Origin of the sequence: Leclercia sp. 119287 (assembly GCF_009734485.1) — a bacterium.
GTDB lineage: Bacteria > Pseudomonadota > Gammaproteobacteria > Enterobacterales > Enterobacteriaceae > Enterobacter > Enterobacter adecarboxylatus_C.
On sequence record NZ_CP046445.1, the window covers coordinates 3202618 to 3217075 of the forward strand.

Annotated in this window: 13 protein-coding genes and 1 riboswitch; of the genes, 4 read left to right on the forward strand and 9 right to left on the reverse strand. The window is 60.0% G+C overall.

What is annotated here, in order from left to right; translation table 11 throughout:
• Window positions 1-104 precede the first annotated feature (104 nt).
• Complete coding sequence (gene yegS / locus GNG27_RS15495) at window positions 105-1004, forward strand: lipid kinase YegS (RefSeq protein ID WP_156264219.1); 900 nt, start codon at window positions 105-107, stop codon at window positions 1002-1004.
• Window positions 1005-1091: 87 nt separating this feature from the next.
• Here yegS and GNG27_RS15500 read toward each other — a convergent pair whose 3' ends face one another.
• The 9 genes from GNG27_RS15500 to thiM form a co-directional block, all read right to left on the reverse strand.
• Window positions 1092-1865: an ABC transporter ATP-binding protein gene (locus GNG27_RS15500; protein ID WP_156264220.1), complete on the reverse strand. Its 774-nt coding sequence runs from the start codon at window positions 1863-1865 to the stop codon at window positions 1092-1094.
• A gap of 9 nt (window positions 1866-1874) precedes the next feature.
• Entirely contained in the window at window positions 1875-2738 is an 864-nt protein-coding gene (locus GNG27_RS15505) for an ABC transporter ATP-binding protein (protein ID WP_156265157.1), read from the reverse strand.
• A complete protein-coding gene (locus GNG27_RS15510; protein ID WP_142486412.1) occupies window positions 2710-3615 on the reverse strand; it encodes an ABC transporter permease in 906 nt (301 codons plus the stop codon). Before GNG27_RS15510 ends, GNG27_RS15505 begins: the two co-directional genes overlap by 29 nt.
• Window positions 3612-4649: an ABC transporter permease gene (locus tag GNG27_RS15515; RefSeq protein WP_156264221.1), complete on the reverse strand. Its 1038-nt coding sequence runs from the start codon at window positions 4647-4649 to the stop codon at window positions 3612-3614. Before GNG27_RS15515 ends, GNG27_RS15510 begins: the two co-directional genes overlap by 4 nt.
• Window positions 4646-6262, reverse strand: coding sequence for an ABC transporter substrate-binding protein (locus GNG27_RS15520; protein ID WP_156264222.1), 1617 nt, complete (start codon window positions 6260-6262; stop codon window positions 4646-4648). The genes GNG27_RS15515 and GNG27_RS15520 overlap by 4 nt, the downstream gene beginning before the upstream one ends.
• A 33-nt stretch (window positions 6263-6295) precedes the next feature.
• Window positions 6296-7450 carry a mandelate racemase family protein gene (locus tag GNG27_RS15525; RefSeq protein ID WP_156264223.1) on the reverse strand — a complete coding sequence of 385 codons (1155 nt, stop codon included), beginning with the start codon at window positions 7448-7450 and terminating at the stop codon, window positions 6296-6298.
• Between the two features lie 306 nt (window positions 7451-7756).
• Entirely contained in the window at window positions 7757-8809 is a 1053-nt protein-coding gene (gene fbaB, locus GNG27_RS15530) for a class I fructose-bisphosphate aldolase (RefSeq protein WP_156264224.1), read from the reverse strand.
• 106 nt (window positions 8810-8915) lie between these two features.
• Window positions 8916-9716, reverse strand: a complete 801-nt coding sequence (gene thiD, locus GNG27_RS15535) for a bifunctional hydroxymethylpyrimidine kinase/phosphomethylpyrimidine kinase (RefSeq protein ID WP_142486417.1) — start codon at window positions 9714-9716, stop codon at window positions 8916-8918.
• Complete coding sequence (gene thiM, locus GNG27_RS15540) at window positions 9713-10483, reverse strand: hydroxyethylthiazole kinase (protein ID WP_156264225.1); 771 nt, start codon at window positions 10481-10483, stop codon at window positions 9713-9715. Before thiM ends, thiD begins: the two co-directional genes overlap by 4 nt.
• Window positions 10484-10518: 35 nt before the next feature.
• Window positions 10519-10615: riboswitch (TPP riboswitch) on the reverse strand.
• 233 nt (window positions 10616-10848) lie between these two features.
• On the opposite strand from thiM, the gene GNG27_RS15545 reads away from it, so the two are divergent.
• The 3 genes from GNG27_RS15545 to GNG27_RS15555 all read left to right on the forward strand — a co-directional run bounded on the left by GNG27_RS15545 (window position 10849) and on the right by GNG27_RS15555 (window position 14419).
• Complete coding sequence (locus tag GNG27_RS15545; protein WP_156264226.1) at window positions 10849-11325, forward strand: hypothetical protein; 477 nt, start codon at window positions 10849-10851, stop codon at window positions 11323-11325.
• 226 nt (window positions 11326-11551) lie between these two features.
• The gene (locus GNG27_RS15550) at window positions 11552-12934 is read left to right on the forward strand and encodes a diaminobutyrate--2-oxoglutarate transaminase (RefSeq protein WP_039031094.1); all 1383 of its coding nucleotides are present in this window, start codon (window positions 11552-11554) and stop codon (window positions 12932-12934) included.
• Window positions 12935-12952: 18 nt separating this feature from the next.
• Window positions 12953-14419: an aspartate aminotransferase family protein gene (locus tag GNG27_RS15555; protein ID WP_156264227.1), complete on the forward strand. Its 1467-nt coding sequence runs from the start codon at window positions 12953-12955 to the stop codon at window positions 14417-14419.
• Window positions 14420-14458 lie beyond the last annotated feature (39 nt).

Consider the following 14458-nt stretch of genomic DNA (forward strand, 5'->3'; position numbering starts at 1 on the left):
GTTTTGGCTCGCCACTCATTTATTTTTTTCCTTTCATCCTCTTCTTACCCGCTTTTTCCCGCGCTGCGATACACTTTTGAAAGATCAGCACAGGAGCAATGTGGATGACGACCTATCCGGCAAGTTTATTAATTCTGAACGGCAAAGGAACAGGCAACGATCTGTTGCGCGAGGCCGTGACGCTTCTTCGTGAAGAAGGGGTGGTGATCCATGTCCGCGTGACATGGGAGAAAGGTGATGCAGCCCGTTATATTCAGGAAGCCTGCAACCTCGGGGTGGAGACCGTCATTGCAGGTGGCGGCGACGGCACCATAAATGAAGTGGCGACAGCGCTGATTGACTTGCCAGAGGCGCAGCGTCCGGCGCTGGGCATTTTGCCGCTGGGCACCGCCAACGATTTTGCTACCAGCGCCGGGATCCCGGAGGCGCTCGATAAAGCCCTGCAGCTGGCAATCGCTGGTAAAGCCACGGCGGTGGATATCGCCCGGGTGAACAATGAAACCTGCTTTATCAATATGGCAACGGGCGGGTTTGGCACCCGTATTACCAGCGAAACCCCGGAAAAATTGAAAGCCGCGCTGGGCGGCGTTTCGTACCTGATCCACGGTCTGGCACGCATGGATTTGCTCAAACCCGACACCTGTGAAATTCGCGGCGAGAACTTTCGCTGGCAGGGTGATGCGCTGGTGATCGGTATTGGCAATGGTCGTCAGGCGGGCGGTGGGCAGCAGCTCTGTCCGGATGCGCTGATTAACGACGGGCAACTACAGCTGCGAATTTTTTCTGCCAATGAACTGCTCCCGGCCCTGCTGACCACCCTGACTAAACCGGAGGAGAGCCCGAACGTGATTGACGGACAGTCTGCCTGGTTCGAGGTCGTCGCTCCGCACGGGATGACCTTTAACCTGGACGGCGAGCCGCTGAGCGGCGACCATTTCCGCATCGCCCTGTTACCGGACGCGATCCGGTGCCGGCTGCCGCCAGATTGTCCCCTTCTGCGCTGAGTTTTGCCCGGCGGCGCTGCGCTTGCGCGGGCCTACGGGTTTCGTAGGCCGGGTAAGGCGAAGCCGCCACCCGGCAAACAAACCGCACTAATACACCGCCACCTCCCTGGCCATCTCACGGGAGTACTGCTGGCTGGCGTTGACCAGCATCCGGGTGTAATCGGTTTGCGCCTGCCCCGCCACCAGGTCATCTACCGTCAGCGTCTCAAGGATTTTCCCGTACTGCATCACCGCCACCTTCTGGCACAGATGGGCGATCACGCCCAAATCGTGGGTCACCATCAGGTAGGTGAGCTTCGACTCGCGCTGCAGTTCCGCCAGCAGGTTTAAAATCTCCGCCTGCACCGAGACATCCAGCGCCGAGGTGGGTTCGTCGAGCAGCAGCACCTGCGGCTCGAGGATCAGCGCCCGGGCAATCGCCACGCGCTGGCGCTGGCCGCCTGAAAGCTGATGGGGATAGCGATCGCGGAAGGCACGGTTGAGGCCGACTTTATCCAGCAGGGCATAAATACGGCGATCCCGGTCGTTGATGCCGTGGATTTGCAGCGGCTCTTCCAGAATATCGCCGATGGTATGCCGCGGGTGCAGCGAACCGTAGGGATCCTGAAACACCATCTGTACCAGTCGACAGCGCTGGGGGCTGATGCGCCGCTCCAGCGGCTGGCCGTTGATCGCCAGCGCCCCGTCCCAGTGGGTGAACAGCCCGGCCAGGCACTTCAGCACCGTGGTTTTGCCCGAGCCCGACTCCCCCACCAGGCCGTAAATCTCCCCCGGCTGGAGGTTAATATTGACGTCATACAGAACCTGGCTGCGTTTCTCGCCTTCGCCGAATGCCAGATTCAGGTTTTTTACCTCGATCATCTTCGCTCCTTATTCGGTCAGCCAGCTGGCCTGGCGCTGCAACACCGGCAGCACCGGACGGCGGTGGTTCATCTCCGGCAGGGCATTGATCAGCCCCTGCGTATAGGGATGTTTTGCGTTGTGCAGGTCACAGGCGGCAATCGACTCCACCACCCGCCCGGCGTACATCACCAGTACCCGGTCGCAGAAGCTGCGCACCAGGTTGATATCGTGGCTGATAAAGATCAGCCCCAGCCCGCGGGACTGAACTAAATCGTCGAGCAGCCCCAGCACCTGCAACCGCACCGAGACGTCCAGCGCCGAGGTCGGTTCATCGGCGATCACCAGCTCCGGGTCGGTGATTAACATCATGGCGATCATGATGCGCTGCCCCTGCCCGCCGGAGATCTCATGCGGATAGAGCTGATACACCCGTTCCGGCTGGCGAATACGCACCACATCCAGCATCTCCAGCACTTTGGCTTTCGCCTCCGCCTTGCGCCCCGGATGGTGGGTCAGCCAGGCCTCGGCGATCTGATCCCCGACGCAGACCACCGGGTTCAGGGAGTACTTTGGATCCTGCATGATCATCGAGATGCGCTTGCCGCGAATGCCGCGCATCTGCGCTTCGCTGACGCTGCGCAGATCGACGTCGCCGAACTGCATCCGGGTGGCGGCGATCTGCGCCTTTGCCGGGTGCAGGCGCAGCAGCGCCCGCCCGACGGTGGATTTCCCCGAGCCCGACTCGCCGACAATCGCCAGCTTCTCGCGCCCGAGCTGAAAGGAGACGCCGCGCACCGCGTTGGTCACCGCGCGTCCGTTGATAAAGTCAACGTGCAGATCGCGCACGTCCAGCAGTGGCGCATCAGTTGCTGCGAGGATCGAGGATGTCACGTAAGCCATCTCCTAAGAAGTTGAACGCCAGGCTGTTAATCAGAATTGCCAGCCCCGGAATAGTCACTACCCACCAGCACTCCATCATGTAGGTACGCCCGCTGGAGATCATCGCCCCCCACTCCGGCTCCGGCGGCTGTGCGCCGAGACCGAGGAAGCCGAGACCGGCGGCGGTCAGGATGATCCCCGCCATGTTCATGGTGATGCGGATAATCACCGACGGCAGGCACAGCGGCACAATGTGACGCCACAGCACCCGCACCGGGGAGGCCCCCTGCAGACGCACGGCGGAGATAAAATCGGCCTGGCGCAACGACAGGGTTTCAGCGCGGGCCAGGCGGGCAATCGGCGGCCAGGCGGTGATGGTAATCGCAATCACCACGTGCTCCAGCCCCGGACCGAGGGCGGCGACAAAGGCCAGCGCCAGCACCAGGCTCGGGAAGGAGATAAAAATATCGGTGACGCGCATCAGCACTGCGTCGACCTTGCCGCCAAAGTACCCGGCGGTAACCCCCAGCAGCAGCCCCAGCGGACCGACGGTGACCGACACCAGCAGCACGATATAGAGCGTGATGCGCGAGCCGTACACCAGGCGGCTGAAGATATCCCGGCCAAACTCGTCGGTGCCAAACCAGTGCTGCGCGTTCGGCGCCACCAGGGCGTTATTCAGATCCTGCACCAGCGGGTTGTACGGTGCGATCCAGGGCGCGAAGGCCGCAACAATCAACAGCAGCAGGATGATGCCGCCGCCAATGGCCGTCAGCGGGTTGCGCGCCATCTGCCCGACAAAGCCGAAGCTGCGACGGGCCATCCGCGCCAGGCGCTGGCGTCCTTCGCTGCGAACGGGCTGCAGCGGTGTATCCAGAGAAACGGTCATGATTTCGTCCTCGGGTCAAAGAGTTGATACAGCATGTCGGAGAGCAGGTTGAGCATCACGAAGATCATCCCCACCAGCAGGACGCAGCCCATCACCGCGTTCATGTCCCCCAGCAGCAGGCTGCCGGTGAGATAGGAGCCAAAGCCCGGCCAGGAGAAGACGGTTTCAATCAGCACCGCCCCTTCCAGCAGCGAGCCGTAGGCCAGCGCCACCACGGTGAGCAGCTGCACCAGGATGTTGCGAAACGCGTGGTTCCAGATCACCTGCCGCTCGGTTAAACCTTTCACCCGGGCAGTGATGATGAACTCCTGCGACAGTTGGGCCAGCATAAAGCTGCGGGTCATGCGGCTGATGTAGGCCAGGGAGTGGAAGCCCAGCAGCGAAGCCGGCAACACCAGGTGGTTAATGGCGTTCCAGAACACCGCACTATTGCCTGCCAGCAGGGCATCGACGGTCATCAGTCCGGTGCGACGCGGCACCAGGCCATCCAGACCCAGATCCAGCCGTCCGGCGCCGCCCACCCAGCCGAGCCAGGCGTAGAACAGCAGCAGCCCCATCATCCCGACCCAGAAGATCGGCGTGGAGTAACCGGCGAGGCTGATGATGCGCACTACATAATCTGAGACGCTGTTACGACGCGCGGCGGCCAGCACCCCCAGCGGAATGCCTAACCCGGCCCCGACAATAATCGCCATCGTCGCCAGCTCCAGGGTCGCCGGGAAGACGCGCATAATGTCGTCCAGCACCGGTTTGCCGGTCAGCAGGGCATTGCCGAAATCGCCGTGCAGCAGGTTGTTCAGGTAGATACCGAACTGGGTCAGCAACGATTTATCAAAGCCCAGCTGGTGATAAACCTGCTGATAGGTGCTGTGGTCGGCATCCGGGCCGACAATCGCCAGCACCGGATCCACCGGCATCACCCGGCCGATAAAGAAGGTCAGCACCAGCAGGCCGAACAGGGTCACCAGCACCTGGGTTAATCGTTTCGAGAAACGCCGGGTGCGGGAGCCCGGGGCGAGGATCGCAACGCTCATTTTTCACCTCCGGTTTTGTACACTTCCCGCAGGAAGGTGGTGGCCGACGGATGCGACTGGAAGTTTTTCACTTCGTTACGCACCACCACCGAGTCGACCATCTGCGACAGCGGGAGCAGGGCCGGGATCAGCTGGTCATAACGCACCTGGATCTGCTGATAGTCGGCGATCTGTTTCTGCGGATCGCGCTCCAGCAGGGCTTTGTCGATCATCTCGTTCAGCGGCTTGTCGTAAAAACCGGTGCGCCAGCCCTGGAAGTTGGTCAGCCGGGCCTCGTCGCTGTTGTCCGGGTTGTAGACCAGCGCGCGCAGGCTGGAGTGCGGATGCGGCTCCACGCCGCTGCCGCCGCGCCCGACCAGCATGTCGAACTTACGCTCGCGCATCGCGCCGTAGATCTGGTTCCCGGTGCCGGTGATGATTTTGGCGTTGATGCCCGCCTGCATCAGAGTGGACTGCACGGCGATGGCGATATTAAGGAACGGCTGATCCGCCAGCACCCGCAGGGTGGTGTCGAAGCCGTCCGGGTAGCCCGCTTCCGCCAGCAGCTTTTTGGCGCGGGGGATGTCGAGCTTGTAACCGGGGTCCGGCAGGGTCGACGGCATCCCCGCCTTGATAGGCCGCTGGTGCAGCACGCCGTAGCCCGGCATCAGCGCCTTGTTGATGCCCTGATAGTCGATCAGGTAGCGCACCGCTTCGCGCACTTTCGGGTTGGCGAAGTGCGCCTCCTTCATGCTCATCGCCACGTAGTAGACCGTACCCTTCTGCACGGCTTCTACCGTCAGCTGCGGATCCTTACGCAGGGCGTTGATGTCCGCCACCGCCATATTGCTGGCAATATCCAGATCGCCCTTCTCCACCATCAGGCGCAGGGTTTGCGACTCCTGGAAATGGCGCAGGACCACGCGGTTCATCTTCGGCGCTTCGCGCCAGTATTTCGGGTTACGCTGCATGCGCAGCACGTCTTTTGCCTGCCAGGTCTCCAGCATAAACGGCCCGGAACCGGCTTCGTTGGTGGTCAGCCAGCGGTTGCCCCAGTCGCTGTTGATCTCGTGGCTGAGCACCGTTTTGCGGTCCAGCACGCCGAGGTTGCCCAGCGCGCCGAGGGAGTAGATCACCAGCTGCGGATCGTTGGCCTTCGGCAGGGTGAGCTGCACGGTGTAGTCATCGAGGGCTTTAATCTGCTGGTCGATGTTCTTTTTAGAAAACCCATAAGATTTCCACACCGAGGCCTGGGCGAGGTTCAGGTGCAGCAGGCGGCGCATCGACCAGACCACATCCTCGGCGGTGAGCGGGTTGCCGGAGTGGAAGGTCACGTTGTCGCGCAGGTGGAAGGTCAGGGTTTTGCCGTCCGGGGAAATGTCCCAGGACTTCGCCAGCGCCGGTTTGACGTTGGTGAGAGTATTGGGATCCAGTTCCACCAGCGAATCGTAGAGATTGACCACAATGCCGACCACTTCGTTACCGGTCATCGCGGCCGGATCGAGGGTCAGCAGGTTGTTCATATTCATACCGATGATGAGCTGATCGGGCGGCGTTTTCGCGTACGCCGCACCGCTCCCCATCATCAGCGAGAGCGCAAGTAAGCACGCTCCAGCCAGAGAGGTTCGTTTCATGTATATATCGCCTGTAGGGTACGTTTTTATCTGTCAGTCGTGGCTGACGGTATTGGCTTCGATATACGCAAAATTAATGTCTTCGCCGAGTCCCGGGCGCGTCGGCAGGCTGACCATGCCCTCGTCATCCATCGGGTCGATCAGGCTGTGCAGATAGGCCGCTGGTTCGTCGTAATCGAGGAACGGGTGCAGCAGGCCGCGCTCGTACCAGCGGCAGTTCTTGATGGCGCCAATCACCGCCAGGCTCGCCGCGCCGTTGCCGTGCACTTCGCAGTCCATGCCGAACGACTCCGCGAGGTTCGCCACTTTCAGGGTCGGCGAGATACCGCCGACGCCGTTCGATCCGGCGCGCAGGATGTCGCAGGCCCCGGCTTTGATCCAGTCGGCGCGGCTGTGGTGCTTACCGCCCAGGCTTTCCGGCCCGATAATCGGAATGGAGAGGTTTTCCGCCAGCCAGGCGTAGGAAGACATGCTCTCCTCTTCCATCGGCTCTTCAAACCACGCGAAGTTAAGCTTCTCCAGCTCCTTGCCGATGTACAGCGCCTCGGTGCGGCTGTACCAGTGGTAGCCGTCGATCATCAGGTCAATGTCCGGGCCGACCGCTTCACGCACTGCGGCACAGGCTTTGACGTCCATCTTCGGGTTAGGGGCGAAGGAGACCGGCGGCATCCAGGTGTGCAGCTTGATCGCCTTATAGCCGCGGGCCACCAGCGTCTCGGCGAAGCTGGCGTACTCTTCCGGCGTCGAGAGGCCACCGGGCAGGTCATCCCCGCACATGGTGCTGCCGTAGGCCGGGACTTTGTCGCGGTAGCCGCCGAGCAGTTTCCACACCGGCATATTGAGCTTACGGCCAATCAGATCCCACAGCGCTTGCTCAACAAAACCCAGCGCGCGTTCGGTCAGCTGGTGGGCGCTGCCGCGCTGCCAGTGGGCCAGCTCCTGCCAGATCTTCTCGCGATTAAACGCGTCCTGGCCGACCATCACTTTACGAAAGAAGGTGTTGACCACAAAAGGGCGCACCACTTCCGGCGGTGCAAATGAATACCCTTTGGTGCCATCGTCTGCGGTAAGGGTCAGCATCGCCATTTTTGCCAGACCTTCCGGTCCCGGGTGGGAGTGTCCGGCGGTGTCGGAGACCCGGCGCGTGGGATACTGAAAGACGGTGACGTTTACAGATTCGATTTTCATTTTCAGTCCTTAAAACAACGTAGGTTCAGCATGTTCTGTCATTTTGAAAAGCTGTTTCGAAACTAACTGTAAGCGCAAAATTCATCCACTGCCTTAGACAAATTCCGCTAAGCGCTGACCATTTCTTGTGCATCTGCACGGGGGGAAGTGACACTTTTCACAAAAGACCGGGGAAGTGTGAAGTGGATCGGGAAGGATCTTTGAATGAAGTTTTTAGGCCGGGTAAGACGCAGTCGCACCAGATGCGGCAATGCCCGGCGGCGCTACGCTTGCCGGGCCTACGTATTGTGCATGCTGCGAGTACGGTTACGCGATCGTAACTTTCTTATCCAGATAAACATCCTGCACGGCGTTAATCAGCTTCACGCCGTCGGCCATCGACTTTTTAAACGCCTTGCGACCAAGGATCAGCCCCATGCCGCCCGCGCGTTTATTGATCACCGCCGTGCGCACCGCATCGGTGAGATCGGTTTCGCCGCCTGCTGCACCGCCGGAGTTGATCAACCCGGCGCGGCCCATATAGCAGTTCGCCAGCTGGTAGCGCACCAGGTCGATGGGGTTATCGCTGGTCAGTTTGCTGTAGACCCGATCGTCGGTATAACCAAATTTGACCGCCTTGTAGCCGCCATTGTTTTCGGCCATTTTCTGCTTGACGATATCCGCTCCGATGGTGGCCGCCAGATGGTTGGCCTGACCGGTGAGATCGGCGGAAACGTGGTAATCGGTGCCGTCTTTGTTGAAGGCCGGGTTACGCAGGTACGCCCACAGCACGGTCACCAGGCCCAGCTCATGGGCACGCTCGAAGGCGGCGGAGATCTCCTCTATCTGACGGCGCGACTGCTCTGAGCCGAAATAGATGGTGGCCCCTACCGCGACCGCGCCGAGATTGAAGGCCTGCTCAACGCTGGCGTACAGGGTCTGGTCATATTCGGTGGGATAGCTCAGGGTTTCGTTGTGGTTAAGCTTAACCAGGAACGGAATACGGTGCGCGTAACGGCGGGAGACCGACGCCAGCACGCCGTAGGTGGACGCCACGCAGTTACAACCCGCCTCAATCGCCAGTTCCACGATATTCTTCGGATCAAAATAGAGTGGGTTGGCGGCAAAGGAGGCACCCGCCGAGTGCTCCACACCCTGGTCCACCGGCAGGATCGACAGATAGCCGGTCCCGCCCAGACGCCCGGTGTTATACAGCGTCTGCATATTTCGCAGCACCGCCGGCGGACGGTTGTTGTCCACCATCACGCGGTCGACGTAGTCGTGGCCAGGCAGGTAGAGATGGTCGGCTGGAATGGTCATACAACGATGCTGTAACAGGCTGTCGGCGTCTTTGCCAAGCAATTGCGTAATATCAGTCATGGTTTTCCTCCCGTCAGTGCCGACAAAGCGTCGGCGTGTTTTATCCAGGCTCACAGGATTGTAAGCCCCCTAAGCCTGGTCTGCGGGTCGTCAAATTGCCAGCCGTCTACCACCATGCATGAAAATGATGTACCGGGCCAATGCCCTGCCCCACTTCCAGCGTGTCCGCCTGCGCCAGTGCGCAGGAGAGCCAGGCTTTGGCCTCGCGGACGGTATCCGCCCAGCTATCGTGCCGCGGACGCAGCGCGGCCAGCGCAGCCGACAGGGTGCAGCCGGTGCCGTGGGTGTTTTTGGTATTCACCCGAGGAGCAGTAAAGCGCGTGGCCCCGTCGCGGGTAAACAGCCAGTCGGGGCTCTCGGGATCGTCCAGATGTCCGCCCTTCATCAGCACCGCCTCGCACCCCATCGCCAGCAATGCATAACCCTGCGCTTTCATCTCCTGTTCGTTACGGGCATGGGGGGCATCCAGCAACGCCGCCGCTTCGGGCAGGTTGGGGGTGATGAGCGCCACCTGCGGCAGCAGCTTTTTACGCAGCGTGTCGACAGCGGCGTGTGACAGCAGCGGGTCGCCGCTTTTCGCCAGCATTACCGTATCCAGCACCACGTTTTTCACCTGATGACGCAGGAGCTGCTCCGCCACCGCCTCGACGATATCGGTTTCGGCCAGCATGCCGATCTTGGTGGTGTCGATGCGTACATCGCTGAACACCGACTCCAGCTGCGCCGCCACGAAATCAGGTTCGATGCGGTAGACCGACTGCACCCCGCGGGTGTTCTGCGCCACCAGGGCGGTGATCACCGAGCAACCGTACGCACCGAGCGCGGAGAAGGTCTTCAGGTCGGCCTGGATCCCGGCCCCGCCGCTGGGGTCGGTGCCTGCGATGGTAAGCGCGTTAATCCGTTTCATCGTTGCGCCCCCAGTTCCCACAGTGCATCCAGAAACGCCGGGGCAAAACTGCCCGGGCCGCGACTAAGCGCCGCCGCCAGCGTGCCGGCCCGCTTCATCCAGCCGCAGGCCGCGGCGATGTTATCCAGCCGGTCCCCGGGCAGCGAGCAGCTGGCCGCCACTACCGCCGACAGGGCGCAGCCGGTGCCCACTACCCGGGTCATCAGCGGATCGCCGCCGGTAATTGTCTGGGTACGCAGTCCGTCAGTGACGTAATCCACCTCCCCGGTCACCACCACAATGGCATTGGTCTGCCGCGCCAGCGCCTGTGCCGCAGGCAGCGCGCTGGCCGCCGTGTCGGTGGTGTCCACCCCGCGCCCGCCTGCGCTCATCCCGGCGAGGGCGAGGATTTCAGAGGCGTTGCCGCGAATGGCCGCCGGTTTGAGGGCGAGGATTTGCTGGCAAAAACGGGTCCGGTACGCCAGGGCGCCCACGGCCACCGGATCGAGGGTCCAGGGTTTACCCGCCGCCACCGCGCTTTCAATCGCCCGGCGCATCGCCTGAGCGCGCGAGGAGGTTAGGGTCCCGACGTTAATCAGCAGCGCATCGGCAATAGCGGAGAACTGTTCGGCCTCTTCGGCTTCAATCACCATCGCCGGAGAAGCCCCGAGGGCCAGCAGTGCGTTAGCGGTAAAGGTCTGCACCACGTCGTTGGTCATGCAGTGGGTCAGCGGGGAACGGGTTCGGAAGTGGTGTAAGGCGTGTAAATTGAGCAGGTCAGGCTGCATGGTATCGCTCCTGCCTTGCGCGAAGAAGCGATTGCCCGGAGGGCATCTGACTTCCCTACGCTGGCATTATCCAGATCAGGTGGTACGGGTATTTCTCAGCCTTCACAAGGAAGGGCACCCCGAGTCAAATTACATAAGATGATGTAATCACGGCAGCGTAGAGGATGCGTCTGGCAATAGCAAGAACCTTTCTGCTACCGCGATGCCTGACCAGGATTACGCCCATAACCTTAGCTATTCGTGCTAAATGTGATCTTCATCAACCTGAGGGCGCTGGCCTTCCGGGATAGTAACCGTGCGCAATGATTGCGTTACTAATATAGAAACCGGCTACGAAATTCCAGAACAAAGATAAAGGTTAATGTATGAAAAAGATTCTGTTGGTGGGTGTGGTTGCAGCGCTTCTCGCGGGCTGCGTATCTGAAGAACAGCGGTTAGCACAGTGTGAGGCAAAAGGCGTCAGCCGTGATGCGTGCTATATCGCCGACCAGAACCGTCAGGCCACCATCAATGCCGCCGCTGAGAAACAGGCCCTGGAGAATGCCCATGCCGCCATACAGCATGCGCAGGCAGCGCATATTGGCGACCCGCTGCGTGAAGCCTCTTTTAGCGCCAACGGCATCAAAGCCACCATCAACAATGGTTTCACTCAGGCCACCATCAATGGCAAAAAAGCCACGGTAAAGCGTTCGAATGCGAACTTCTACGAAATTAAAGGGGCCGGTTACGTTCTGTCGATCTCCCTTGATATTGACGGCGTCACCGATGCGTCATGGAATAAAACCAGGGGTCGCGATCATGGGATTCTGAACGTCGTTCAAAATACTCCTAAAGCATTCTAAAATACCCCACTTTTTTCCGCAGAGCGCTCCCCAGGAAACCTCAGTAGCCATGCGGGGTTACGGCTTACGCGCGTTGTTTCAACGCGCGTAACAAAACGATAAACAATTAACCATTGAGCCCCGCGCAAAAAGGCTCTATATTGGCCGCGATTTTTGATGCCCTTCTCATTTTCTTAATTAATTATTCAATCGTGGCCACGTGCTGAGCTGCGGTTGTAGGAGTGATATGATGACGGATAAAGTCCGTATTGATACTTTGAATGCCTCTTCTTTCAAAACCAACGAAACCTATCTGGCCCGTCAGGCCGAAATGGAATCCAATGTCAGGAGTTATCCGCGCAAGCTGCCTTTAGCCATTACTAAGGCGGATGGGGTGTGGATCACCGATGCGGATAACAAAGAGTATCTTGATTGCCTGGCCGGAGCGGGAACGCTGGCGCTGGGTCATAACCATCCTGATGTGCTGAAAAGCATCCAAAGTGTCATTACCAGCGGCTTGCCGTTACATACCCTGGATCTGACCACGCCGTTGAAAGACGCGTTCTCAGAATACCTGCTCTCCATGCTGCCAGGTCAGGGCAAAGAGTACTGCCTGCAGTTTACCGGCCCATCCGGTGCGGACGCTGTTGAAGCCGCGCTGAAGCTGGCGAAAAAAGTGACCGGCCGCAGCGGCATTATCAGCTTCTCCGGTGCCTATCACGGCATGACCCACGGCGCGCTGTCCGTGACCGGCAACCTGTCTCCGAAAGAAGCGGTTGACGGCATGATGCCGGAAGTGCAGTTCATGCCTTACCCGCACGAGTACCGCTGCCCGCTGGGTATCGGCGGTGAAGCAGGCGTGAAAGCCCTGACCTACTACTTCGAAAACCTGATCAACGACGTTGAGAGCGGCGTGCGTAAACCTGCTGCCGTGATCCTGGAAGCAGTCCAGGGCGAAGGCGGCGTGAACCCGGCACCGGTTGAGTGGCTGCAGCGCATCCGTAAAGTGACCGAAGAGCACGGCATCCTGCTGATCCTCGACGAAGTGCAGGCTGGCTTTGCCCGTACCGGTAAATTCTTCGCCTTCGAACACGCGGGTATCCAGCCAGACATCGTGGTGATGTCCAAAGCTGTCGGTGGCGGTCTGCCGCTGGCCGTTCTCGGTATCAAAAAGCAGTTCGATGCCTGGTCTCCGGGTCACCATACCGGTACTTTCCGTGGCAACCAGCTGGCGATGGCGACCGGCCTCACCACCCTGCAGATCCTCAAAGAGCAGAACATTGCCGATAAAGTTGCCGCCCAGGGCGAGTGGCTGAAGGCGAAGCTGGTTGAGCTGCAGAAACGCTATCCGGTTATTGGTCACGTGCGCGGTCTGGGCATGATGATTGGTATCGAGATTGTTAAACCGCACGAAGCTGCCGACCATATGGGCTGCTTCCCGGGCGACGGCGAGCTGTCCGCGCTGATCCAGAAGAAATGCTTCGAAGCCGGTCTGATTCTGGAGCGTGGCGGCCGTAACGGTAACGTTGTGCGTCTGCTGCCTTCCCTGCTGATCAGCGATCAGGAGCTGAACGTGTTCCTGGACAAATTTGAGCAGGCGCTGCTTGCTGCGGGCGTTCGCCCAGTCTAACCGGAGACAATGGATACAATGTCAGATTTAAACCCGATTTTGTCGTCGTCGGCGCAAAGCATCGAAGCCTATCAGCAGGCCATCGAGCAGAGCACTCAGGCGGTTATGCAGTGGCTGAAACAGCCGGAAATGTACCAGGGTAAAACGGTCGCCGAGCTGCGCGAGCGCATCAACCTGGAGTTCAGCCCGGAAGGGCTGGGCAACGAGACCGCCATCGAGCGTGCCGTTGAATATTTCCTGAAAGACAGCCTGGCGGTGCATCATCCGCAGTGTGTGGCGCACCTCCACTGCCCAAGCCTGGTGGTAAGCCAGGCGGCGGAAGTGATGATCAACGCCACTAACCAGAGCATGGACTCCTGGGATCAAAGCCCGTCTGCGACCATTATCGAGATAAAACTGATCGAGTGGCTGCGTACTCGTCTGGGTTACCAGCCTGGCGACGCCGGCGTCTTCACCAGCGGCGGCACCCAGAGCAACATGATGGGTCTGATGCTGGCGCGCGATGCTTTCTTCGCGCGTCAGGGCCACTCCGTCCAGCAGGATGGTCTGGTGGGCGATCTGCGTAAGATCCGGGTGCTGTGCTCCGACAGCGCGCACTTCTCCGTGCAGAAGAACATGGCGCTGATGGGCCTCGGCTATCAGTCCGTTATTCAGGTAAAAACTGACGAATGTTCGCGTATGGATCTGACCGATCTGGCGGCGAAAATCGAGCAGTGTAATGCCAACGGCGAACAGATTCTGGCGATCGTTGCCACCGCAGGGACCACCGACGCGGGCGCTATCGATCCGCTGCGTGCCATTGCGGAGCTGGCGGCGAAGCAGAATATCTGGGTTCACGTGGATGCGGCCTGGGGCGGCGCGCTGCTGATGTCTGAGAAGTATCGCGATTACCTCGACGGTATCGAGCTGGTGGATTCCGTAACCCTGGACTTCCACAAGCAGTTCTTCCAGACCATCAGCTGCGGCGCGTTCCTGCTGAAAGAGGCGCGTCACTATGAGCTGATGCGCTATCAGGCGGCGTACCTGAACTCTGAGTTTGACGAAGAGGCTGGCGTACCGAACCTGGTATCCAAATCCCTGCAAACCACCCGTCGCTTTGACGCGCTGAAGCTGTGGATGAGCCTGGAAGCGCTGGGTCAGAAGAAATACGCTGAGATCATCGATCACGGTGTGACCATGGCGCAGCAGGTTGTCGCGTATGTTACCGAACAGCCACAGCTGGAGCTGGTGATGCCGCCGCAGCTGGCGAGCGTGCTGTTCCGCTTCCGTCCTGAACTGAATCTGGACGATGCGGGCATTGCGCTTCTCAACCAGAAAATTGGTGATGCGCTGCTGGAATCGGGGCGTGCCAACGTCGGTGTAACCGAGCATAACGGTATCACCTGTCTGAAGCTGACCCTGCTGAACCCAATCGTGACGCTGGAGGATGTCAAAGTCCTGCTGTCACTGGTGGAACGCACGGCGCACGAGCTGCTGGCGAAGTAAGTTGTTCAACCCGGCAGCGTTCGCTGCCGGGTCTTTATC

What these genes read in the sequence shown, in the direction of transcription:
- yegS (WP_156264219.1), top strand. Translation starts at nt 105, where the DNA reads ATGACGACCTATCCGGCAAGTTTATTAATTCTGAACGGCAAAGGAACA.
- GNG27_RS15500 (WP_156264220.1), bottom strand. Translation starts at nt 1,865, where the DNA reads ATGATCGAGGTAAAAAACCTGAATCTGGCATTCGGCGAAGGCGAGAAA.
- GNG27_RS15510 (WP_142486412.1), bottom strand. Translation starts at nt 3,615, where the DNA reads ATGACCGTTTCTCTGGATACACCGCTGCAGCCCGTTCGCAGCGAAGGA.
- GNG27_RS15515 (WP_156264221.1), bottom strand. Translation starts at nt 4,649, where the DNA reads ATGAGCGTTGCGATCCTCGCCCCGGGCTCCCGCACCCGGCGTTTCTCG.
- GNG27_RS15520 (WP_156264222.1), bottom strand. Translation starts at nt 6,262, where the DNA reads ATGAAACGAACCTCTCTGGCTGGAGCGTGCTTACTTGCGCTCTCGCTG.
- GNG27_RS15525 (WP_156264223.1), bottom strand. Translation starts at nt 7,450, where the DNA reads ATGAAAATCGAATCTGTAAACGTCACCGTCTTTCAGTATCCCACGCGC.
- fbaB (WP_156264224.1), bottom strand. Translation starts at nt 8,809, where the DNA reads ATGACTGATATTACGCAATTGCTTGGCAAAGACGCCGACAGCCTGTTA.
- thiD (WP_142486417.1), bottom strand. Translation starts at nt 9,716, where the DNA reads ATGAAACGGATTAACGCGCTTACCATCGCAGGCACCGACCCCAGCGGC.
- thiM (WP_156264225.1), bottom strand. Translation starts at nt 10,483, where the DNA reads ATGCAGCCTGACCTGCTCAATTTACACGCCTTACACCACTTCCGAACC.
- GNG27_RS15545 (WP_156264226.1), top strand. Translation starts at nt 10,849, where the DNA reads ATGAAAAAGATTCTGTTGGTGGGTGTGGTTGCAGCGCTTCTCGCGGGC.
- GNG27_RS15550 (WP_039031094.1), top strand. Translation starts at nt 11,552, where the DNA reads ATGATGACGGATAAAGTCCGTATTGATACTTTGAATGCCTCTTCTTTC.
- GNG27_RS15555 (WP_156264227.1), top strand. Translation starts at nt 12,953, where the DNA reads ATGTCAGATTTAAACCCGATTTTGTCGTCGTCGGCGCAAAGCATCGAA.